The sequence below is a fragment of the Enterobacter sp. MGH 33 genome, assembly GCF_000534535.1.
Lineage (GTDB): Bacteria > Pseudomonadota > Gammaproteobacteria > Enterobacterales > Enterobacteriaceae > Enterobacter > Enterobacter hormaechei_C.
In genome coordinates, this window is sequence record NZ_KI973214.1 from 65,134 (window position 1) to 82,596 (window position 17,463).

General features: G+C 53.7%; 25 protein-coding genes and 1 pseudogene. 2 read left to right on the forward strand and 24 right to left on the reverse strand.

All coding sequences use genetic code 11. The annotated features are described in order from the left end of the window. Position 1: 1 nt before the first annotated feature. From L379_RS00290 to L379_RS00220, 16 genes and pseudogenes are all read right to left on the reverse strand, one after another. A complete protein-coding gene (locus L379_RS00290) occupies positions 2–280 on the reverse strand; it encodes a hypothetical protein (RefSeq protein ID WP_032656094.1) in 279 nt (92 codons plus the stop codon). Continuing rightward, positions 271–663: a hypothetical protein gene (locus tag L379_RS00285; protein ID WP_032656097.1), complete on the reverse strand. Its 393-nt coding sequence runs from the start codon at positions 661–663 to the stop codon at positions 271–273. Before L379_RS00285 ends, L379_RS00290 begins: the two co-directional genes overlap by 10 nt. After that, positions 660–1,295, reverse strand: coding sequence for a type-F conjugative transfer system protein TraW (traW, locus tag L379_RS00280; RefSeq protein ID WP_032656099.1), 636 nt, complete (start codon positions 1,293–1,295; stop codon positions 660–662). The genes L379_RS00285 and traW overlap by 4 nt, the downstream gene beginning before the upstream one ends. Next, on the reverse strand, positions 1,292–1,705 hold the full coding sequence (gene trbI / locus L379_RS00275) for a type-F conjugative transfer system protein TrbI (protein ID WP_032656101.1): 414 nt from the start codon (positions 1,703–1,705) through the stop codon (positions 1,292–1,294). Before trbI ends, traW begins: the two co-directional genes overlap by 4 nt. Then, complete coding sequence (gene traC / locus L379_RS00270; protein WP_032656104.1) at positions 1,702–4,311, reverse strand: type IV secretion system protein TraC; 2,610 nt, start codon at positions 4,309–4,311, stop codon at positions 1,702–1,704. The genes trbI and traC overlap by 4 nt, the downstream gene beginning before the upstream one ends. After that, positions 4,308–4,562 carry a hypothetical protein gene (locus tag L379_RS00265; RefSeq protein WP_032656105.1) on the reverse strand — a complete coding sequence of 85 codons (255 nt, stop codon included), beginning with the start codon at positions 4,560–4,562 and terminating at the stop codon, positions 4,308–4,310. Before L379_RS00265 ends, traC begins: the two co-directional genes overlap by 4 nt. Continuing rightward, positions 4,559–5,113 carry a type IV conjugative transfer system lipoprotein TraV gene (gene traV, locus L379_RS00260; protein ID WP_032656108.1) on the reverse strand — a complete coding sequence of 185 codons (555 nt, stop codon included), beginning with the start codon at positions 5,111–5,113 and terminating at the stop codon, positions 4,559–4,561. The genes L379_RS00265 and traV overlap by 4 nt, the downstream gene beginning before the upstream one ends. A 60-nt stretch (positions 5,114–5,173) precedes the next feature. Further along, positions 5,174–5,569, reverse strand: a complete 396-nt coding sequence (locus L379_RS00255; RefSeq protein WP_032656111.1) for a hypothetical protein — start codon at positions 5,567–5,569, stop codon at positions 5,174–5,176. A 63-nt stretch (positions 5,570–5,632) separates the two neighbouring features. Further along, a pseudogene (locus L379_RS0124500) lies at positions 5,633–6,342 on the reverse strand (SPFH domain-containing protein). Positions 6,343–6,415: 73 nt separating this feature from the next. Further along, on the reverse strand, positions 6,416–6,880 hold the full coding sequence (locus L379_RS00250; RefSeq protein ID WP_126493961.1) for a hypothetical protein: 465 nt from the start codon (positions 6,878–6,880) through the stop codon (positions 6,416–6,418). Then, positions 6,873–7,295, reverse strand: a complete 423-nt coding sequence (locus L379_RS00245) for a hypothetical protein (RefSeq protein WP_032656118.1) — start codon at positions 7,293–7,295, stop codon at positions 6,873–6,875. The genes L379_RS00250 and L379_RS00245 overlap by 8 nt, the downstream gene beginning before the upstream one ends. 9 nt (positions 7,296–7,304) lie before the next feature. Further along, positions 7,305–8,708, reverse strand: a complete 1,404-nt coding sequence (gene traB / locus L379_RS00240; RefSeq protein WP_032656207.1) for an F-type conjugal transfer pilus assembly protein TraB — start codon at positions 8,706–8,708, stop codon at positions 7,305–7,307. 2 nt (positions 8,709–8,710) lie between these two features. After that, positions 8,711–9,451 carry a type-F conjugative transfer system secretin TraK gene (gene traK / locus L379_RS00235; RefSeq protein ID WP_032656120.1) on the reverse strand — a complete coding sequence of 247 codons (741 nt, stop codon included), beginning with the start codon at positions 9,449–9,451 and terminating at the stop codon, positions 8,711–8,713. An 11-nt stretch (positions 9,452–9,462) separates the two neighbouring features. Beyond that, positions 9,463–10,044: a TraE/TraK family type IV conjugative transfer system protein gene (locus L379_RS00230; protein WP_032656121.1), complete on the reverse strand. Its 582-nt coding sequence runs from the start codon at positions 10,042–10,044 to the stop codon at positions 9,463–9,465. 6 nt (positions 10,045–10,050) lie between these two features. Next, on the reverse strand, positions 10,051–10,353 hold the full coding sequence (gene traL, locus L379_RS00225; protein WP_032656210.1) for a type IV conjugative transfer system protein TraL: 303 nt from the start codon (positions 10,351–10,353) through the stop codon (positions 10,051–10,053). 3 nt (positions 10,354–10,356) lie between these two features. Beyond that, positions 10,357–10,710, reverse strand: a complete 354-nt coding sequence (locus L379_RS00220) for a type IV conjugative transfer system pilin TraA (RefSeq protein ID WP_032645467.1) — start codon at positions 10,708–10,710, stop codon at positions 10,357–10,359. Positions 10,711–10,907: 197 nt separating this feature from the next. Here L379_RS00220 and L379_RS00215 point away from each other — a divergent pair, with 197 nt between their 5' ends. After that, positions 10,908–11,549, forward strand: a complete 642-nt coding sequence (locus tag L379_RS00215) for an Arc family DNA-binding protein (RefSeq protein ID WP_032656122.1) — start codon at positions 10,908–10,910, stop codon at positions 11,547–11,549. Positions 11,550–11,581: 32 nt separating this feature from the next. Here L379_RS00215 and L379_RS00210 read toward each other — a convergent pair whose 3' ends face one another. After that, positions 11,582–11,977, reverse strand: a complete 396-nt coding sequence (locus L379_RS00210) for a relaxosome protein TraM (RefSeq protein ID WP_032656124.1) — start codon at positions 11,975–11,977, stop codon at positions 11,582–11,584. Between the two features lie 573 nt (positions 11,978–12,550). On the opposite strand from L379_RS00210, the gene L379_RS00205 reads away from it, so the two are divergent. Continuing rightward, positions 12,551–13,090: a lytic transglycosylase domain-containing protein gene (locus L379_RS00205; RefSeq protein ID WP_032656125.1), complete on the forward strand. Its 540-nt coding sequence runs from the start codon at positions 12,551–12,553 to the stop codon at positions 13,088–13,090. 28 nt (positions 13,091–13,118) lie between these two features. Here the strand turns inward: L379_RS00205 and L379_RS00200 are convergent, their stop codons facing one another. From L379_RS00200 to L379_RS00175, 7 genes are all read right to left on the reverse strand, one after another. After that, complete coding sequence (locus tag L379_RS00200; RefSeq protein ID WP_032656128.1) at positions 13,119–13,940, reverse strand: DUF932 domain-containing protein; 822 nt, start codon at positions 13,938–13,940, stop codon at positions 13,119–13,121. A 16-nt stretch (positions 13,941–13,956) separates the two neighbouring features. Continuing rightward, positions 13,957–14,250, reverse strand: coding sequence for a hypothetical protein (locus L379_RS00195; RefSeq protein WP_032656131.1), 294 nt, complete (start codon positions 14,248–14,250; stop codon positions 13,957–13,959). A 689-nt stretch (positions 14,251–14,939) separates the two neighbouring features. Further along, positions 14,940–15,275 carry a hypothetical protein gene (locus L379_RS00190; protein WP_032656134.1) on the reverse strand — a complete coding sequence of 112 codons (336 nt, stop codon included), beginning with the start codon at positions 15,273–15,275 and terminating at the stop codon, positions 14,940–14,942. A 42-nt stretch (positions 15,276–15,317) separates the two neighbouring features. After that, on the reverse strand, positions 15,318–16,109 hold the full coding sequence (locus L379_RS00185) for an N-6 DNA methylase (protein ID WP_032656137.1): 792 nt from the start codon (positions 16,107–16,109) through the stop codon (positions 15,318–15,320). Positions 16,110–16,149: 40 nt separating this feature from the next. Then, positions 16,150–16,296 carry a hypothetical protein gene (locus L379_RS0124505; protein WP_032656140.1) on the reverse strand — a complete coding sequence of 49 codons (147 nt, stop codon included), beginning with the start codon at positions 16,294–16,296 and terminating at the stop codon, positions 16,150–16,152. Positions 16,297–16,383: 87 nt separating this feature from the next. Further along, entirely contained in the window at positions 16,384–16,845 is a 462-nt protein-coding gene (locus tag L379_RS00180; RefSeq protein ID WP_050597054.1) for a DUF1419 domain-containing protein, read from the reverse strand. 60 nt (positions 16,846–16,905) lie between these two features. Continuing rightward, entirely contained in the window at positions 16,906–17,220 is a 315-nt protein-coding gene (locus L379_RS00175) for a hypothetical protein (protein WP_032656143.1), read from the reverse strand. Positions 17,221–17,463: the final 243 nt, after the last annotated feature.

Below are 17,463 nucleotides of genomic sequence, written 5' to 3' on the forward strand. Positions count from 1 at the left end.
ATTAACGCCATGCGTTCATCTCCTCCATTCTGTTGCGGATAAGCCTGACGAGGTACAGAGGAAACGCCTCATCTCGTTCTTCCGGCGCTAAAGGCTGACGCTGGTTATTCGCGCACCACTGGTGCCAGGCACCGGCGATCAGCGCCGGTTGCCATGAGGCGATCTCAGGGTATAGCTGACAGAGTTGATTTACGGTTTCGTCGCAGCCCCTGGTATCAGCATTGTGGCCTGTCATGAGCTGAGACGCAGGTGGCACAGAGTTATTGTGTATCAGTGACATTCGGCGCTCTCCTGCCCTTCGCCTGCAAACAACCTGTCGAGACGCTCGGAAAGTGACAGCGTCGGGCCCTTTTTACGTTTCGCGCTGTCCTCGGCCCGCATGTTCTCCAGTAAGAGGTGAATGATGTAGTCCGGGAAACGTTCATCACGCCTGGACGGCTCCCGGCTGTCCTGCTGGTTCTGCTCACACCAGTGGAGCCAGGCTTTGGTCACCAGTACCGGATGCCAGGAGTCAATTTCGGGGTACAGCGTCTTCAGTCGTTCTGCTGTTCCCATACGCGGCGTTATCTCAGCGGGTTTGCGCGGTTTTCTGCCGTAACGTCGATGGGATGTGACCGCCTGACGCATTTCGGGAAACAGGTCACCTAACGTTGTTGCACTCATTTTTTCGCTCCTGGTACCGGAATCTCTTCCACTTTCATCACGCGACCGTCGCGCGATATCCGCGCGGGGATGTGTTCAAAACCGAATTTACGGGTCAGTACGCCAGACTGGTCGAAGTAGATACGTTCATTCAGCGCATCACTGGTTTCTTTGATGTTGCCGTTCACCAGGATGACCTTCACGCTGGTCTGGCCGGCGAGCTGCTGTCGGGTCCAGTTCACCTGCTCCTTATCATCGCCGTCGATAAAAAAGAGCACCTGGCTGAAGGGCACCTTATCCAGAGGATTGACCGTATCGCCCTTGCGGGCGATCACGTTGCCCTGCATGTCTGTGATCGTTTCCTTAACGGTAAATGTCGGGTCCCAGGCAAAGCTGCGGTATTCCTTCGCTTTCGTGAGCCCTTCCACCGGTGTCGGACGTACCGCATGCTCTTTCACTCTTTCCGTTGCCTCTTTGCGAAGGCGGTCCAGCTCACCCGTCTGCTCCATTCCCTTCAGGCGATTCTGGATAAACGCCAGCATGTCCTGCTCTGCAGGCTCGAAGACGTTGCCCCAGGTACCGAGATCTTTCGCCCCGCTGCCGGCGGAAAGCATCAGCAGCATCATGGCCGTCAGCTGCAGTCGTTTTTTCACTGGCCCCCCTGGATGCGTCGGGCAATATCAGCACGAATTTCATTCGTGATATCGCGCTGCGGGCTCATCACCGCCGGCTTCACCAGAACGATGGCGTTGTGTGAGGACTGCCATGCATCCAGGCTGCCGGTCAGTGCCGCGTTGAACTGCTGGGTCATCGCTTTAGCCCTGTTTTCATCGAGCTGTAACTGAGCGGACTGCTGCATGAAGAGGTCCACCGTCCCCTTCATGTCGAAGACCACCACCTCCGGGGTGACGGCTTTCGCCGTCACATATGCCACGCCTGTCATAACCAGAAGTCCCGCCAGCCCCAGCATGCTGGCTTTAACCCAGCGGGATGTTTTGCTGGCGATTGTTACACCGTCGCGGACGGTGTCGCCTTCATACGGCTTGTCCTGTTGTTCACTCATGCTGCTTTCACCCACTCTTCAAGTTCACGAAGTTCACTGCCGTATTTTTTCTCCGCCAGCAGATACGCCGCTTCTTCCGCAGTCGCTCCCGCTTCTTTCTGCGCTTTCTGCATGAAAGCAAAGTCCTCACCGCGCGAGCTGAACATGGCACGCGTCACGGGGTCGACGAACAGGCGATGGAAGGAGCTGTATTCACCGGCATTTATCAGCAGGGAGCTGTAGCCGGTCTGCAGGGCGGGCTGGAAGCCACGGATAACTTCTTTTTCCATGTCCGAGAACTGATCCGGGTTATCGGCAAGGTACTGTTTAAACGCCTTCGCATCCTGCAGGAGGGTGATTTTGGTGGAGCTGTTATTCCAGGCGGCTTCGGCTTCCTTACTGGCGCTGAAGTCCTTAATGCCCTGGGTGATGGTGATAAACGCGCCACGGTGACGACGCACGGTGCGGTAGCCGGTTTCGATAAACCTTGCCGCGTGCGGGTTGGAGCCACCCAGCAGACGCCATGCCTCGTCGATGATGCAGACTTTTTTGAGGTCGCGCGGGCTGTGGTACATCTTTTCCTGAATCGCCAGAATGAGCGAGAACAGGATGGACGAGAGCAGCTTCGGCTTGTCTTCCAGGCTCAGCAGCTCCAGCACCGCGAAGCGGGTTTCACCATCGAGCGTCGGGGTGTCGGCGTTGAAGTATTCTCCATCAGGCCCCCAGGTGCAGTACGTGTCGAGCAGCATGGCCAGCTCAGCAAGGCGCGCGATGATGGTCGGCTTGTCTGCGAACGCCTGGTTCACATCCTCATTGGTCAGGTAGTTATGAACGTCATCGATACGGGCTTTGTTTGCCTTCTTCTCCCACGCATCCATTACCGCTTTCTGCAGGATCGCTTCACAGACGCCATCCAGTGGCTGCGTCGGACTGGCGAGTACGGTCAGCAGACGCACAATCCCTTCCGCAGAATGGTTAATGTCCTTAACGTTGGCGAACGGGTTAAATCGCAGCTTGGAGCCATCAAGATAAACCCCGCCGGCCTGGTGACAGTAGTTCTTGTAACTGTCCCCCATGTCGATAACCCAGCCATAACCACCGGCGTTCAATACATCACGCAGTACCCCCTGTATCAGAAACGATTTCCCTGCCCCGGACGTGCCGGTGACCGCGATGTTAAAGTTGGTACTGCCGTTCTCCTCGCCAAACATGTCGTAAAACGCAACCTGGTTGCGGTAGGTCGGGAGCGGCATTCCCACGTTGGACAGCTGACGTTCGGCGACGACCGGCATCAGGCTCACTGCGTTCCATGACTTGGCGCGCAGCGTTGCTCCCGTTATCTTCAGGTCTTCCCACATCCCTTCCTGCATGACGAACGGGAAGCTGGCCAGCCAGTTACGCATCTGCTGATACTGTATCGTCACCATTTCCAGCTCGTTCTTACGGAACACGTTGACGGCGGCCAGTTCACACTTCTGGGCCTCGGTATTGTTGTCCGGCGCGAACAGGGTCAGGTTGAAGTAGGTATTGCAGAGCGCGATTTCATTGCTGTGCAGCTGTTCACGGGTACGTCGCCATTCTTCTGCCGCTTTTTTGGTACCGGGAAAGAGTGCTGCATAGGCTGAGTTGGCTTTTTTCGACAGGTCCTGGTCTTTACGGAAAGACTCGCTCTGGCTTTTGGTCTGTTCCTCCAGTTCCGTCGTCCATGTCAGCATAAAGGGACAGGGTATCCCGAGGTCGGGAAAACGCAGGTTCTGGAGATTGTCAGCCCCCTGCCAGAGGGCGAAACGTTTAGGCGTTTTGGCAAGCTGCATGTTGATGATACGGCATGCCGATGCCGGAAGGCGTGTCCCGCGCGCGTCTATGGTCTCCGGCAGCTCCATCCGGATATGCGATGGATGAACCTTAAGGTCAATTCCCGGATCAACAACCTGGCGGTTGAGCTTCTCATCCTCGTTGTAATCCCCGGAGGACGTCAGCACCTGCTCCTGACGGTAGTTCATCTGCTCGCGTACCGCAGACAGGAAAGCGTGCACATCGGTATTCATGCTGTCGATGCGCGCGGCCCCCAGGGAGACGCGGATGGTGTTGCGCGTCTGAATCAGGTCATCCATCACCCGCTGCATCTGGGAGGCACGCTTAACGGGCTGTCCATAGACAATAAAGATTCGGTAGTTACGCAGGTAGAGCGGGTATTCACGTTCGTTGGCCAGGCCGTGTAGCGCGGAGCGCTGCCAGAACGCGCGGGTAATTTTATTGAGGTGATCGGCCATCCCCCCTTTCCACATGTCGTTACTCACGCCGCGATCGATACGTTCCCCGACACACTTGCTGGCAAGCATAATGACGGTCACAGGGGTCTGGCGGGGAAGCTTCTTACGCAGCATGTCATCGAGCGCGGCCATCACCTGCTCGTTCGCGCCGGGAAGCGGGGCGGCCTCCATAATGAAGCCCGCAGAGCCGGCGTTGACGAAAATTTCATTCTTGTCGTCGTAATACCGGTACGGCAGCGCAGCGACCAGGGACGGATAGTCCCAGGTCTGAGAAAGGTTGTTGCGGGCCATTGCTGCCCCGTCTTCCTCTTTCCCGTTTTTCAGCATATCCATCAGGCTGTCGACAAAACTCATTTTCGGCCCTCCGCAGCGGCCCGGATCAACTCCAGGCGACGCAGCTTCTCTTCGTTCACCTGACCGGTGTGCGGTGCATCACCGGCGGTCTTAATCTGCCAGTCACAGCTGACGCTCAGAACGGCCAGCGTTTCATCGTCGGTATCGACTGACTGTGTGGCAGTGATTTGCGCCGTTCCTTTACGTGTATGGGTGAATGATTTCACCAGATGATCGACGCCGTTCTTGCCGGAAACGTAGTGGCTGCTCATTCCCCGCCCTCCCCGATGACGCGGTAGCTCTCATCCCAGTGGGATTTGTTTTTCACGAACTCGACCACAGCCGGCTGATGAAAGTTGTCGTCCGTGTCCACCCAGGGTGCAATCCACAGGCGCTGCGTGGCGTCAGGAATACGCTGAACCGGAACGCGGCCCGCAGTGTTAACCGGCACGGGGGTCGCGTGACTGATTGTGGTCAGCGGCGTGACCAGCGAGCCAGACGATTTCGTCGGCGCAGCGGTCAGGGGGCGCGGTGCGGCAGGCTTAACGGCGGTGGTTCCGGTTGCTGCGGCGGAGACAGGACGGAATGGATTCACGACCGGTGCTGAATTGCGCAGTGCCGGCAGGGTTTCACCCGCAGGCTTTTTTGCGGTTTTCTCGGCCGTCAGGTCATCCAGATTTTTACCCTGAGCGGCCAGCTTGTTTGCCTCGGCGGTCGTCAGGCACTGGTCGGTCGCGGTCTTGTTGCAGTCGAAATCAGAATTGAGACCGGCGCAGCCGGTCAGTGCGCTGCACAGCAGTGCAGCACCCAGTAGTTTTTTCATGGGGTAACTCCGGTTTTAATTTAAGGGGGGTATTCAGGGAGGGGTAATACTCAATTTCGATTATTTGCAGTTGCACTGAATCACAGTGAAAACCAACTGCACAGCAAGGCTGCCAAACACGCCGGCATAAAATAAATCCAGCGTCAGAAAGTTCAGGTTCATCTGGATAAAGCCATAAATACTCGCCACTATCAGCATTCCGCCCCACGGAACGACTGAACCATACATAAGAAACCCACCATCGAGTTTGTTAAAGGCTGAGTCGCTAAAGCATACGAGGAACATGCTTAAGAGCAGACACACTCGCCAGGAGACCCAGCCCATATCACCCACGCCTTTAAGATTGAGCACTGCCCACACTGTCAGTTCGATAGTGAATACCAGTGCTGGAGTCAGGATATAGCGATAGTTGTGCAGGATTTTGAGTAATGGATAGCGCGCCATGTTGGCAGACATAAACACTCCAGTGAAATGAATTACAGGGGTTGTGATGATGAACGAATTAGAGGCTGTCAGAGGTTACTTCACCGAAAGGAAAGGGACGGAACCTCCGGGGATCATTGATGCCGGAAGCTTTCCATCCCAGCGTTCAGCCGTCGTCAGACTGACCAGGCCGGGGTTATCCCGAAGTGCATCACCGCGCTGGCGGATGGATTCAGCTTCTGCGGCTCCACGAAGGCGTATTGATTTTCAATCTGTACGGTATCAATCACCACTGGTCCATCAACACTTTTCCGCAGCGCGGCCTGCATATCCTGTACCAGCTTCGCTCTGTCCTGAACCGCGCTTATTGCGGTATATCGTCCAAAAACGTTTTCCAGCTGTGTAGGTATCTGCCGGGCAATCAGCCGCGTTTTCATGTTATCAACCGTCTGATAGCCACTGTAGACGCGTTCCACTTCGGTCGGCAGAACATGGAAGTTCACGGATACGGTCATTTTTGCGGGTTGCTGATCGAAGCTGTAGGCGCTCATACCTTCATAAAGCATGGCCTCATTCCTAACGGTTATTTTCTCCACGCTTTCGATGATCGGCCATTTCAGTCCCAGGCCGGGCTGAGCGACTTTAACAATACGTCCGTTTCGCAGCAGCACTCCCCTTTCACCTTCGTTAATACTGTAAAATGAGAGCCAGGCAATAAGCAGGCTGGCGATGACGATAGCTCCCCCCATGATGAGGAAAAGACCGCGGGGGTTAAGACCTGTTTCTGAATCGGTTGTGTATCTCATATAGCCACCATTGATTTTGATTCCAGTTTTGATGCAGGAGACGGGGTAATTAGGGGTATTGCCGAATTACGCTTCACTCCTCTCCTGTTTTCACGCTGCGGTCAGTAGTTTTATGGAGGAATTTCAAGCCTGGTTTCTTTTCTGGCCAGACACTCATCGCTTCCAGCTGATACCATCTGCTGACGATGCTGGCCGTCAGCCCCTCCGTTTCAGCCTGGTGCTTAAGGTGTTCCCAGGCGGGAAGATTCAGGGGTTCATACTCAGAAAGCATCCTGTCAAATACCTCCGCCCAGCTTTCGTTGTAGCGGGGGACAATTCGCCTGCATATCCATTGAGTCAGAAATAGCCAGACAATCAGGAAAACCAGCGCCCACAGTGAGAGGTAATACGAAAGAACTGGCCCCCCAACACCGAGAAAGATGGCAACCCCCAAAAACATGTACCTGCTTGCTGCCGGAGTGGGCCGACCAGCCTCCCATTCAGCAATATGCATCCGCATGTTCCTGAGCAGACTGTTATTACGTTCTTCATCACGCATTCCTGCTTCCCCCACGAAGAGCGGCATCAGAAATGGCGCTGAACTCCGCGTCCAGCCACTGTTTGATTTCTTCCTGCGTCAGCTCATCCTTGTGAAAAAAAGAAAAGGCCAGGGTACGCATGGCATCGATATCAAGTGGCTCATATGACTGAATTTTCTTCTGTATTTTCTCTTCCCATGTTTCACCAGTCTGTAGCAACCCGGCGAGAATCAATGCCATTCCTATTGCAAAAGAAACCACGGTAAGCCTTTGATTGCCTGACCAGAAGCTGAAAATCAACATCCCTGTAGCGGTTAATGCCCCAACCCAGAATATCCAGTGGGGCTTTGTTTTTTTTCCAGCCATCCAGCGGTTAAGGTCCTCTTCGATAAGCTTTAGTTCGCTTTCGCGCTTCATGGAACCTATATCATTCATTTGTCCTCCTCAGTTGATGGTGTCACCGAGGCGCAGCTGGCTGGCCTGGCGGAGAACGTCATCCGGGTTGATGTTGCCGACTGAGGTGGTGCTGGATGTAGTGGTCTGGCTCGCAGGTTGCGGAGTCACGGCGTTCTGCGCGGCGTTGCCGGCTTTCTGCAGTTCCTCTTTCGCTTTCGCGTCCTCGGCATCCTCGATGGTTTCAAGGCGGAAGCCCTTCTGGAATACAACGGTCACCTGGTTGCCGGCACCGATATCAATTACCGGATGGTACTGCTCGGCGCGCTTAATCCAGTACTGGCTCAGCGTGTCGGCCGCCTTGCTGGCCCCGCCGCCTATGCCCTGCTTAAACACGTCGCCGGCACCGACATCCGCTGTGGCGCCGAGGCCGACGGATGGTGTAGCGGCGGATTTGATACCTTCGCCAAAGCCTGACAGGAGGCCTGCTGCACCGGCGTAGCCGACAATCATGCCGTTTCGCATGACTGGCTTGCCTCGAATGCCGCCTTTACCCTGGAAGCTGACATGCCCCTGAAACTCCATGTCCACGTGCTTGCCGTTTTTCAGGATGCAGCTGATGGATTGAGTGCGGACGTTTCCGCGTTCGCTGGAAATATCGCCCCACATCTCACCCACAATAAAGCAACCGTCAGCGTTGAACTCTTTGTTGTTGGGCATCTGAATGTTGCCCTGCAGGCGGATAGTAACAGGGCTGGTATTCTGCTGACCGGTGACGCTGGCGTTCGCGTCGGCCCCCTCAATCAGAACAGCATCAGAGAAAGAGCCAGATGGAATCCAGGGGAGTTTGGTTGGCTTTTTCTTCAGGCTGTCGTAGCTGAACTTTGTTGTCGACAGACCACCTGTCATGCGCTGGCCGGAGCCGCCCGGGTAGAACGCTGCACCCTGCCCCATATTCACACCAGTGGCGGCCGGTGCACCTGCGGGGGTCACATTGTATTCGGGTGGTCGGGCCTGGCCGGCAGCAACCGGACCGGGGAGTGGTGTTCCATTCTGCCCAGCAGGTGGTGTCTGCTGGCCAGTGGTCTGGTTGCTGCCGGGGGCTTTCGTAAGCTGGTCGTTCAGGCGCTGAATTTCAGCGTCCTTCTCGGCCAGTTTTTGCTCGGTGGTGAGCTTGTTCTGCGCGAACTGCTGAGCAAGCGTGGCAAGGTTTTGCTCAAGAGCAGAGGTCTTTGCCTGCTGCTGAGTCAGTGCGGCATCGTTGACCTGCTCGTTAAACGTCGCGGTCACTACGCCGGTCAGGTTAGGTGTTGCAACCGGAGTGGGTTGCTTTTGTTTTTGTTGATATTGCCCGTACCACATTACGCCGCCTGCTGCAGCTGCTCCGCCCAGGATGACGGCGGCCAGGATGGCCAGCTGCTTGCGGCGGGTTTTCAGGTTTTCATTCAGGCTTATGGTCATGAGCGGGTGTCTCCATCATCTGAGAACACAATCCAGGCATACCCTTCGCCGCCAGCGTAGAGCTGGTTCTGCGACAGCATTACGGCCCGCACACCCTTGCGCCAAAAATCGCGCTCGCGGAGGCTGCGGGTGATACTGCCCGGATTGCTCATCCGGAAGCGAACCACGCGAAGGTGGTTGCCCACAAACTGACGCTCAGGCGTCAGGTGTACATCACTAGCGGGTGAGTAAGCCGGCATGCGGCTGACCGGGTATTCCCGGTAGTCGTCCGGTACTTGGCCATTGACTACGGCGCGGGATAGCGCAACCAGCGTTTTTTCATAGGTCTGCCCTTCTTCCCATGCTTTCGCATCGTCGTTCTTGCGAAGTGGTGGTGACATCGGGGTGAAGCGCAGTGTTTTGCCGTTACCCGGTTGCGGCCTGACGTTCAGGCTCAGTGATGAGCCGTGGTCAGTCTGGATAAACAGGGTGAAGTTCTGGCCGACAAGCGGAGACAGGATAAGCGCTCCGTCCTCGGTCTGGCTCTGGTCATACGCACCGGTTGGTCCGCTGATGCTGGTAATGAGTTCTCCGTCGACAACAACCTTGCTCGGGTTGGTGTTGCTGAGGGTGACGTTAAAGGCGGCGTCGTTCTCAAACGGAATGGCTGCGGGTGCGGAAGCGGCCCGGAGGCCGCTTGTGAATAATCCCGCTGCCAGAAACACAGCAGCAGCTGCCGGTGAAATGCGAAATTTCATGGGCAGTCCTGTCAGTTAGTGGGAGATACCGGCTTGAGTTCTTCAAAGCTGTGGAGGTTAATCACACCATTGTCATAACTCAGTTTCAGTCGGTAGGTTTTTTCCTGGTCTTTCAGTGGCGTGATGATTGCGCCGTTTGTGGTGGAGGATTTCAGAACTCCGCTGTACTGCACGGAGCCATCGTCCATGACGCGAATTTCTTTCGTGTCGAACTGGGTGGTGATGCCCGCTTTCTGGATGCGCTCAGTTTCTATGTCCAGGGCTTTCTTGAGTACGTCCCGTTCGGCGGAAGGGACAAATCCAAGAATCATTTTCTGGTTGTGTTCGATGTTTTCCGGGGTAACGTTGAGTCGCCAGTAAATAAAGGAAGCGGCGAACTGCGTCAGACCGGTAGCGTCGACACTTTTTGAATCTGATGCAAATGGGCGGTTAAACATTAATGGCGTGGTGATTGTTTTCTGGGTGGTGGCGAAATACCACGCCAGTGACCCTGTCAGTACATTCCCAGCGCCCATGAGTAAAGTTAAAGCTGAAAGACCAATAAACGCATAGCGTAGTTGTTTATCGCGCTCTCCTTTAATATTCAGTTTCATGAAAAACTATGCCCTCCAGTGCCGGAAACTTGAATCAGGTATCTGGCGAAAGGTTACTTTGAATAAAAGTGATGGCAGGTGCCAGTAACAGAAATTAAGTAACCAGTATGACCCCTGCCCTTTTTTCAGATATCTGACGATAAACCAGAGGATTCCCGCGATTACACCAAGTTCGAGTGAGAGGTTGTTAAGCACCCCCAAAACTAAAAGGGGTGCGGTAACAATCAATTCGTCAATCGGTAAGCCTAAATAGCGGTCCTGCTGGTTCATTGTTTCCGGGAAGTTATATTTATCTCCTTCCCCACTCATCATTTAGCTCGCGATGCCGAAGGCGACACGGGTAAAGATGATTGCCATAACGATACCGACGAACACCAGTGGTGAGCGGGCCTTAATGTAAATAAACAGGCCCATGATGATTTCGGCGATGTAGAACCATTTAACCAGTGAGGAACCAGAACCGAAGGTGGAATTAACCGTGGTGTTCTGTGAGGAAAGAAGGTCAGTACCAGATGCGAATGCCGGGTGAGTGACCATAAGTGCAATTAAAAAAGCGCCTGCTGACTTTAAGTAAAATTTAGCTTTGCGATTTTCGCGTGCTTTGCGGAATAAAGACGCTACCGCCCATCCCTTACCGACGTTAAGGGCACTGCCTTTGGTTAACATGTTTGTTTTCTCCGAAGTAAACAAAAGTGAATCGCGTAAGTGCTTGTTTACGCGGGCGCAATTGTCCCATGACCCTAAAAAAAAAAAACTGTGACGCATATCACACTTTTTGGAATCATTCAGATTTATCCGAATATGTAAGTGAGTAGGCTTTGTTGACCAGTAAGTTCGGAAATGGCCTCCGGGGATCTATAGCTATGAAAGTAAAAGAAAAAATGTGGGATGGTCGCGGCCGTCCACGCAAGTTCCAGCCAGGTGAGGCGGTGGAGTGGCGATTGCGTGCTCCGGATAATCTGCTTATGGAGCTGAGAATATGTGCCAGAGCTGGCAACAGAAGTGTGAATGAGGAAATTATTGCCAGGCTTTTGTTGTCGCTGAATTATCAGCCCGGCAAGCCTGTCATTAAAACTGCGGAGGGTGAACGGCTCATTGCTCTGGCGGTGAGATTTGAAGAGTGGCTAGGGCAATTACTTGATGGTGAATCTATTGATGTTTCTGAAGAAATTAAACCCTCGCCCAAGCAGGAGCTATTGTGGATGTGGCGTGAGGGTGAAAGAGTTTTGCTTCCGGGGAAAACAACCGGATATAGCATGCGAATTCCTGAAAACCTTGCGGATGAAATCAGGGCAATGGCGAAGGTGCATAACCGTAGTCTGAATGACGAAATGCTCACCCGTCTGATGAATACGCTGGGTTATTTTACGGAAAGGTTACTTGACCAGAACGAGGATGCGCAGGCGCTTAAAGTTCTTTGCATGGAGTTCGAGGTGTTCCTGAAAGAAAAAATAAAGGAGGTGGAGAAAAGTGACCTTCCCTGGGATGAAAAACCGTCCCTGTGATCGATGTGAGCCGGGATGTCCGGCTCACAGATTTATTCTTTATCGTTGATGAAGTGTCTGGCTTCTGCCTCATCCTCTGCTGTGTTTATGCCGGTTATAATCATATTAAGCGTATCTTCCAGACTGCCCTCGCCGTCTTTCCCTGTCATTTTTAAATACATCTCAGAAAGTAAAGTGGCGATGAGGAATGTGCCTTCGCGGGAGCCGGCTGCTTTTCTTATGAGGTCTCTGCGATATCCTTCGATATCAAACTGGTTGCCATCCTCGCCATCGCGTTTATAGACAAGCAGTCCAAGCCTGATTAATTCGTTGCAGGTGGCTGATATGTTTGCTTCTCCAGCATTAGCGCCGTTCTGCAGGTCTTGTTGAACAATATCGCGAACTTCACGTTCAATTTTATCTTTAAGGTAGATGCCGACTCTTCCCATATTTCTTACCTGTTTTAAGTTAGTGTCGGAACCGACACTATGTATGGCCTGTTGGTGGATTACCAGATTGCTGTGCAAGGCTGTAATGGGTTGATACTGCTGTGAATTTCTGTTCTATACAGTAGTACAATCCAGCACTATGATGTGCGACAGTGTGACGCTGTGCGATATATAATTCAATGTAATTAAAGCATATCTACAATTGTACGATACATGTGAGACATACCGACACTAACAGGTATCATGATTATACGATAGTGTAGTGTCGGTATGTACTACATTAAACGGTCACATTCCAAAAGCGCGCAAATTTCTTGCAAACATCCCACTGAAATAAAAGGAAAAATCTGCAAGACGAAGTCTTGCGTGGGGTGTGATGTTTTAAAGGGTTAGTAAAGAGCGGCATGTTAATACCGCCTACTGCTCTGACATGTTTATTTCTGACAGATGTAAAATCCCATCAGGAGAGCGCTCACGCGCGTTTGTAGTGAATTAACTTGATTACGACGATCCGCCGGGGTATTTTTTAAATCGGCTCTCCAGAGCCCGTGTATTTCGTTAAAAGGCCAAACCATGAAAATATCGTTACTACCTGCGGCATTGCTGACCATTTCACTGTCTGCTGGCGCAGCTCCCCAGATGTGCTTTGATCAGGCCGGGAAAGATTATCAAATTGATCCACTACTGCTTATGTCAATTTCGATTAAAGAGAGCAGACTGAAGCCGGGTGCGATAAATGGATCAAACAGGAATGGGACAGAAGATGTCTGCGGGATGCAGGTGAACAGTTCCCATTACGGTAAACTTAAAAACTTCAATATTACCCGTTATCGCCTGTTGAATGATCCATGTATTTGCGTTTACACCGGGGCATGGGTGCTAGCGCACAACTTCAGGTCATACGGAAAAAACTGGGACAGCGTGGGGATGTATAATACGGGGCCGAGCAAAAAGCTCATTGCGCAGCGCAAGGCCTATGCTCAGGATATCAAAAATATATATCGCGTTTTACTGGCCAGAAAAAAGTTACTTTCTGAACGTCTGGCGCCAGCTGCGGGAAAGGAACATGAGATGAAAATTGCAGAAACAGCATCTTTAAACAGTGGTCAGTAAAAAGCCGCTCTGTTGAGCGGCTTAATTATCAGGCCTTCAGTTTTGCAAACTCTTCGGCCATTTTCCAGAGCACCTGATTTAATTTGATGTCACCATCTATTCCGGTGACTTCCCGCGTTCTGGTCATCTTCCCTTTTTCCGTTCTGCCACGAATGCCCCCACGGATCACATTTTCCTGAACCACGTTAAACGTGGTCCATAAATCCTGGCCTCTGTCGAGCACACGGCGCGGGTTAATAATTTGCTCCGGTGTAATCGGCGCTGGTTTTCCATCGTACTTAAGTTCCAGGGCGGTCGCACCAAAAAGGCGCTGCTCAGGCAAAGTGAGCTGAATGCTTTTCATGAGGTCAATATTTTCATCAACCGCGTCAAATGTTTTCAGCACCGTGTAAGCGCCTTCAATAACCTGACCGACAATATCCCCTTTGTGGGGTACGCGGATTTCACCAAAATCCTTCCACGCAACCAGACCATTACTGCAAATCTGACGGAACATACCGGGGATCATTTTATAGCTGCTTGAACCATCATGGCTATTCAGCAGAATAATTTCCGGTACTTCTTTTCCGTTAATCTGGTCATGACGACGCAGGCGAAGCATATGCTTTGTAAAGTCGCGTTTATCCTGGTCACGTGTACGTGACTGAGTTGCATAATACGGCTGAAAACCTTCATCACGTAAGCGATCAAGAATGTTTATGGTCGGGATATACGTATAACGTTCAGAGCGTGAATCGTGTTTATCCGATGAGAACGCGCTCGGAACGATGTGCTGTAATTCCTCATTCGTCAGCGGACGGTCTTTACGAATCGAGGTAGGCATACGATAGCGGCTTGCGAAACTGACCATATTTATTTACTCCTGATTATTTAGTTAGTGATGAAGAAATAACGCGGTGAAAATTATCCAGCGGCATTGCAATTGCCACCGGGCGACCATCTACGATCCAGACAGAGATATAATCCGGGCATTCGTCATTAATTAACGTCAGCTCAGTGGCATTCTCTGGCGGCGTAAAAATTGCCGGTTGTGGCTCCCCTTCCGATGCTGCCAGGACCCAGCAAAACAGATCCGTGAACTGGGACGTGGTGAGGTTTGAATCACATCTTCCGGTAGATTCTTGAGCGGCGGTTTTGACGTTGACGTTTCGTGTGTGCATCCTGGTTTTCTCCTGTGGTGATGGCTGGCCATCTCCCTGGTGAGTTCTCTCGCGGCAAAGGGCAAAAGGAGCAACGGCGAAGGGAGGAAGGAAAGGGGCGGAGACAAAAGTTTTGGCGCCCCGCAAAAAGTTTTGGCGGAGTGCATTTCACCCCTTGGATGACGACCCGACGGTGCTACAAGCAGCCCTCCGCGTGAGGACACACGGGGGATGGCTTCACCGGATGGACAGGATGCACACACCCGACACGTCGGAACGGCGTGGCGCCATCAGAGCGACGGCATCAGCCGGCGCGGTGAAGGCGTTCCGGACGGCACGGCCGGAGAAGCCGCAGCCCTTGACCTTTGCCATCAGACCCTAGCCGTATGGCCCGAAACCCGCAGGGGTTCGGCGGAGCCTGGCGGGTGCGCAGCGGCCGCCCTGGCGGAGTGGGGCTCGACGACCGGACAGCAACGCTGGCCGGGAGCCGAAGGGGGCCATCGCCCTGCCCGTTTTTTGGGTTATGGCCACGGAGCTGCAGCGGAGAAAGTTAACCAGCAGGACGTCGGTTATGATCGCAAGAGAGGAGAGAAGCACTGCAACGGGGAAAGGCAGGAGCGCCGGAGGCGCTTTCGCCCTCCCCGTTTCCCCGAAGGGGTAGCGTTTTTTGCGGTTGCCCCGATGATATGCACCGGGGCCTGGATTTCCGCTCAGATCGGTTCTTCGCTGTCACCTCCGTTTTCCTGCTCATAGTGCATCATGGCCATATTCAGCAGGGCATTAAATCCATCGATACCCGCCCCGTCCGGATCGCACTGTTCGCACAGGTGCAGCAGATTGGCCAGAAAATCCGTGATGACGGTTTGCACGCTTTCGCTTTCCCTGTTCAGCCCGGTTTTACGGGCAAATTTCCAGAGCACATCTGCGGCCAGCGCGGCGTGATCATCGTTGCTGCGGATTTTTAGCGGTTCAGGCTGACCGTTCAGGCGTTCTGCCATCGTCTCCAGCACGGTCGCCGGAACAGCGTTCAGTGTGTTGCTTGTCATTTTCTCTCTCCCTGCGGCAGGTCTGCCCTGCCGCTCTGTCAGTCAGGCGGCCACGGTGGCCAGAAAGTTTTTCATCGCTTCGAAACGGCTGCGGAACTCCAGACGTCCCTGCCAGTCATTGAAGTAATAAACGGGGGTATAACGCACGCGATTTGCTTTCAGGGTCAGCGTATTACCGGTCACGACTTTCGCTGGGATACCCAGCAGTGACAGCTGAATAAAGGCCATATCAGCCACCATCGGATCGATATCTGTGCAGGTGGCATACAGCTGTTCTGACGGGTTATATCCCGCGTCAGCCATCCAGTATGCAAAGGCAATGACCATACCGGCGCTACCACAGGCAGGCTCATCGAGCGTCATCCAACCCTCACGCTTTATCGTCTCCTGAGCGCCGGGCATGAGTATTCCGGCCATCAGGCGGGAGATGGAGCACGGAGAGAAATACTGCCCCATTTCATCCGCGCCCAGCTCCTGCTCCATATACAGAGCGCCGAGGAAATCATGAGTTTCACCCGCCAGCCCCTCCACCAACAGGCAGTACAGATGTCTCATGGCGTCTAAATCGTCTGGCTGATACCGTTCGCAGATGCGTCGGCTGTTTTCGATGTTTTCTGGCGAGCGTATGCGCGCCATATCCAGCCCACTGGCTACCAGGGTGATGAAATCGCGGAACACTTCGGAACGGCGCATATATTTCGCAGTCTGGCGGAATACACTGGCGAACTGCTTACGCGCCTCAGTTGGCGTCAATACCCGGACAGGAGCGGAAACCCGCGGCTGCGGATCGGTCTGGTCTGCCAGGAACAGGGATTCAAAACTCAGTTGTGACATGGTTTCTCCTTACCGGCCGCCCGCAGGCGGCCGCCTCCTCTTATGCCAGCCCCAGACCAGCGTAAACGGTGGTCATAAATTGCTGCCACTGGTCAAAGCGCAGCGCGGGCATGTGAGCACGTTTTCCGGCGCGGAGGGCATTTACAAATGCCTCAGCCTGTGCGACAGTTTGCGGGTCAAATTTCACGATCAATCTCCTTACTTTGGTTGTGATTGCCGGTTCACCGTTGCTGCGGCTACCCGGCGTTGAGAAAGCAGGGGCAACCCTGCTTTTTTAATGCGCTGAATTCAGCGGCGCATCGAGACAGAAACGGGCGATCACGTCGCCAATCAGCTCCCGGTGATGGCGGGTGTGCAGGTCGTGGCACTCAAAGAAGTGCTCGCCGTACCGGACAAAAATCGCGGTCACATCCCCACCTGTAAACTCCATCGACTTGAACGACTCCCCGCCATACCCTCTGCACCAGTCCACTGGCGGCAACGTTTCCAGCTGGTCGATGTACCGGGCCTCGGTGATTTCCACCCAGGGACGGCGATAGCCGTCATTCTGCTTTTCCTGCACCTGAGTCGCGGGGATCAGCTCCGCGTCCGGATAGAGACGGCGCAGGGATTCCAGCGTTTTCGCTTCACGCTGAGTCACCCACTGCCCGTCCAGCTGTGTTGCGCGGTCATAAACAGCGTTATGAGACGGAACGAAAAAGGCCATTGGTGCAGCGGTCGGGGTGTTAACGTTCATATTTCATGCTCCTGTCTGATGAGGTTCCGTGCGACAGCTGCCGCACGGGGTGAACCGGATTTAAATGTCGATACCTGCGCGCTCGATCAGGCGCACAAACTGTTTGAAGTGGTCAGCTTCAGCCACATGGATATGGCGGAACTGTTTATCGACGCCGCTGCTGAGGGCGTAGAAATAGGTGCAGCGCATCGTTTCGGGGCAGCTTCTGCGCAGTTTCTTCAGCTCAGCAAGGCTGCTGAACTCCAGAACGTCCGATTCCTCCTCAGAGTTTTTTTTCGTCTCAGCGACGAGGATCGTGTACGACACGGTTTTCCCCCCCATCTTTCTGGAAGATTCTTGAGCGGCGGTTTTGACGTTGACGTTTCGTGTGTGCATCCTGGTTTTCTCCTGTGGTGATGGCTGGCCATCTCCCTGGTGAGTTCTCTCGCGGCAAAGGGCAAAGGAGCAACGGCGAAGGGAGGAAGGAAAGGGGCGGAGACAAAAGTTTTTGCGCCCCGCAAAAAGTTTTGGCGGAGTGCATTTCACCCCTTGGATGACGACCCGACGGTGCTACAAGCAGCCCTCCGCGTGAGGACACACGGGGGATGGCTTCACCGGATGGACAGGATGCACACACCC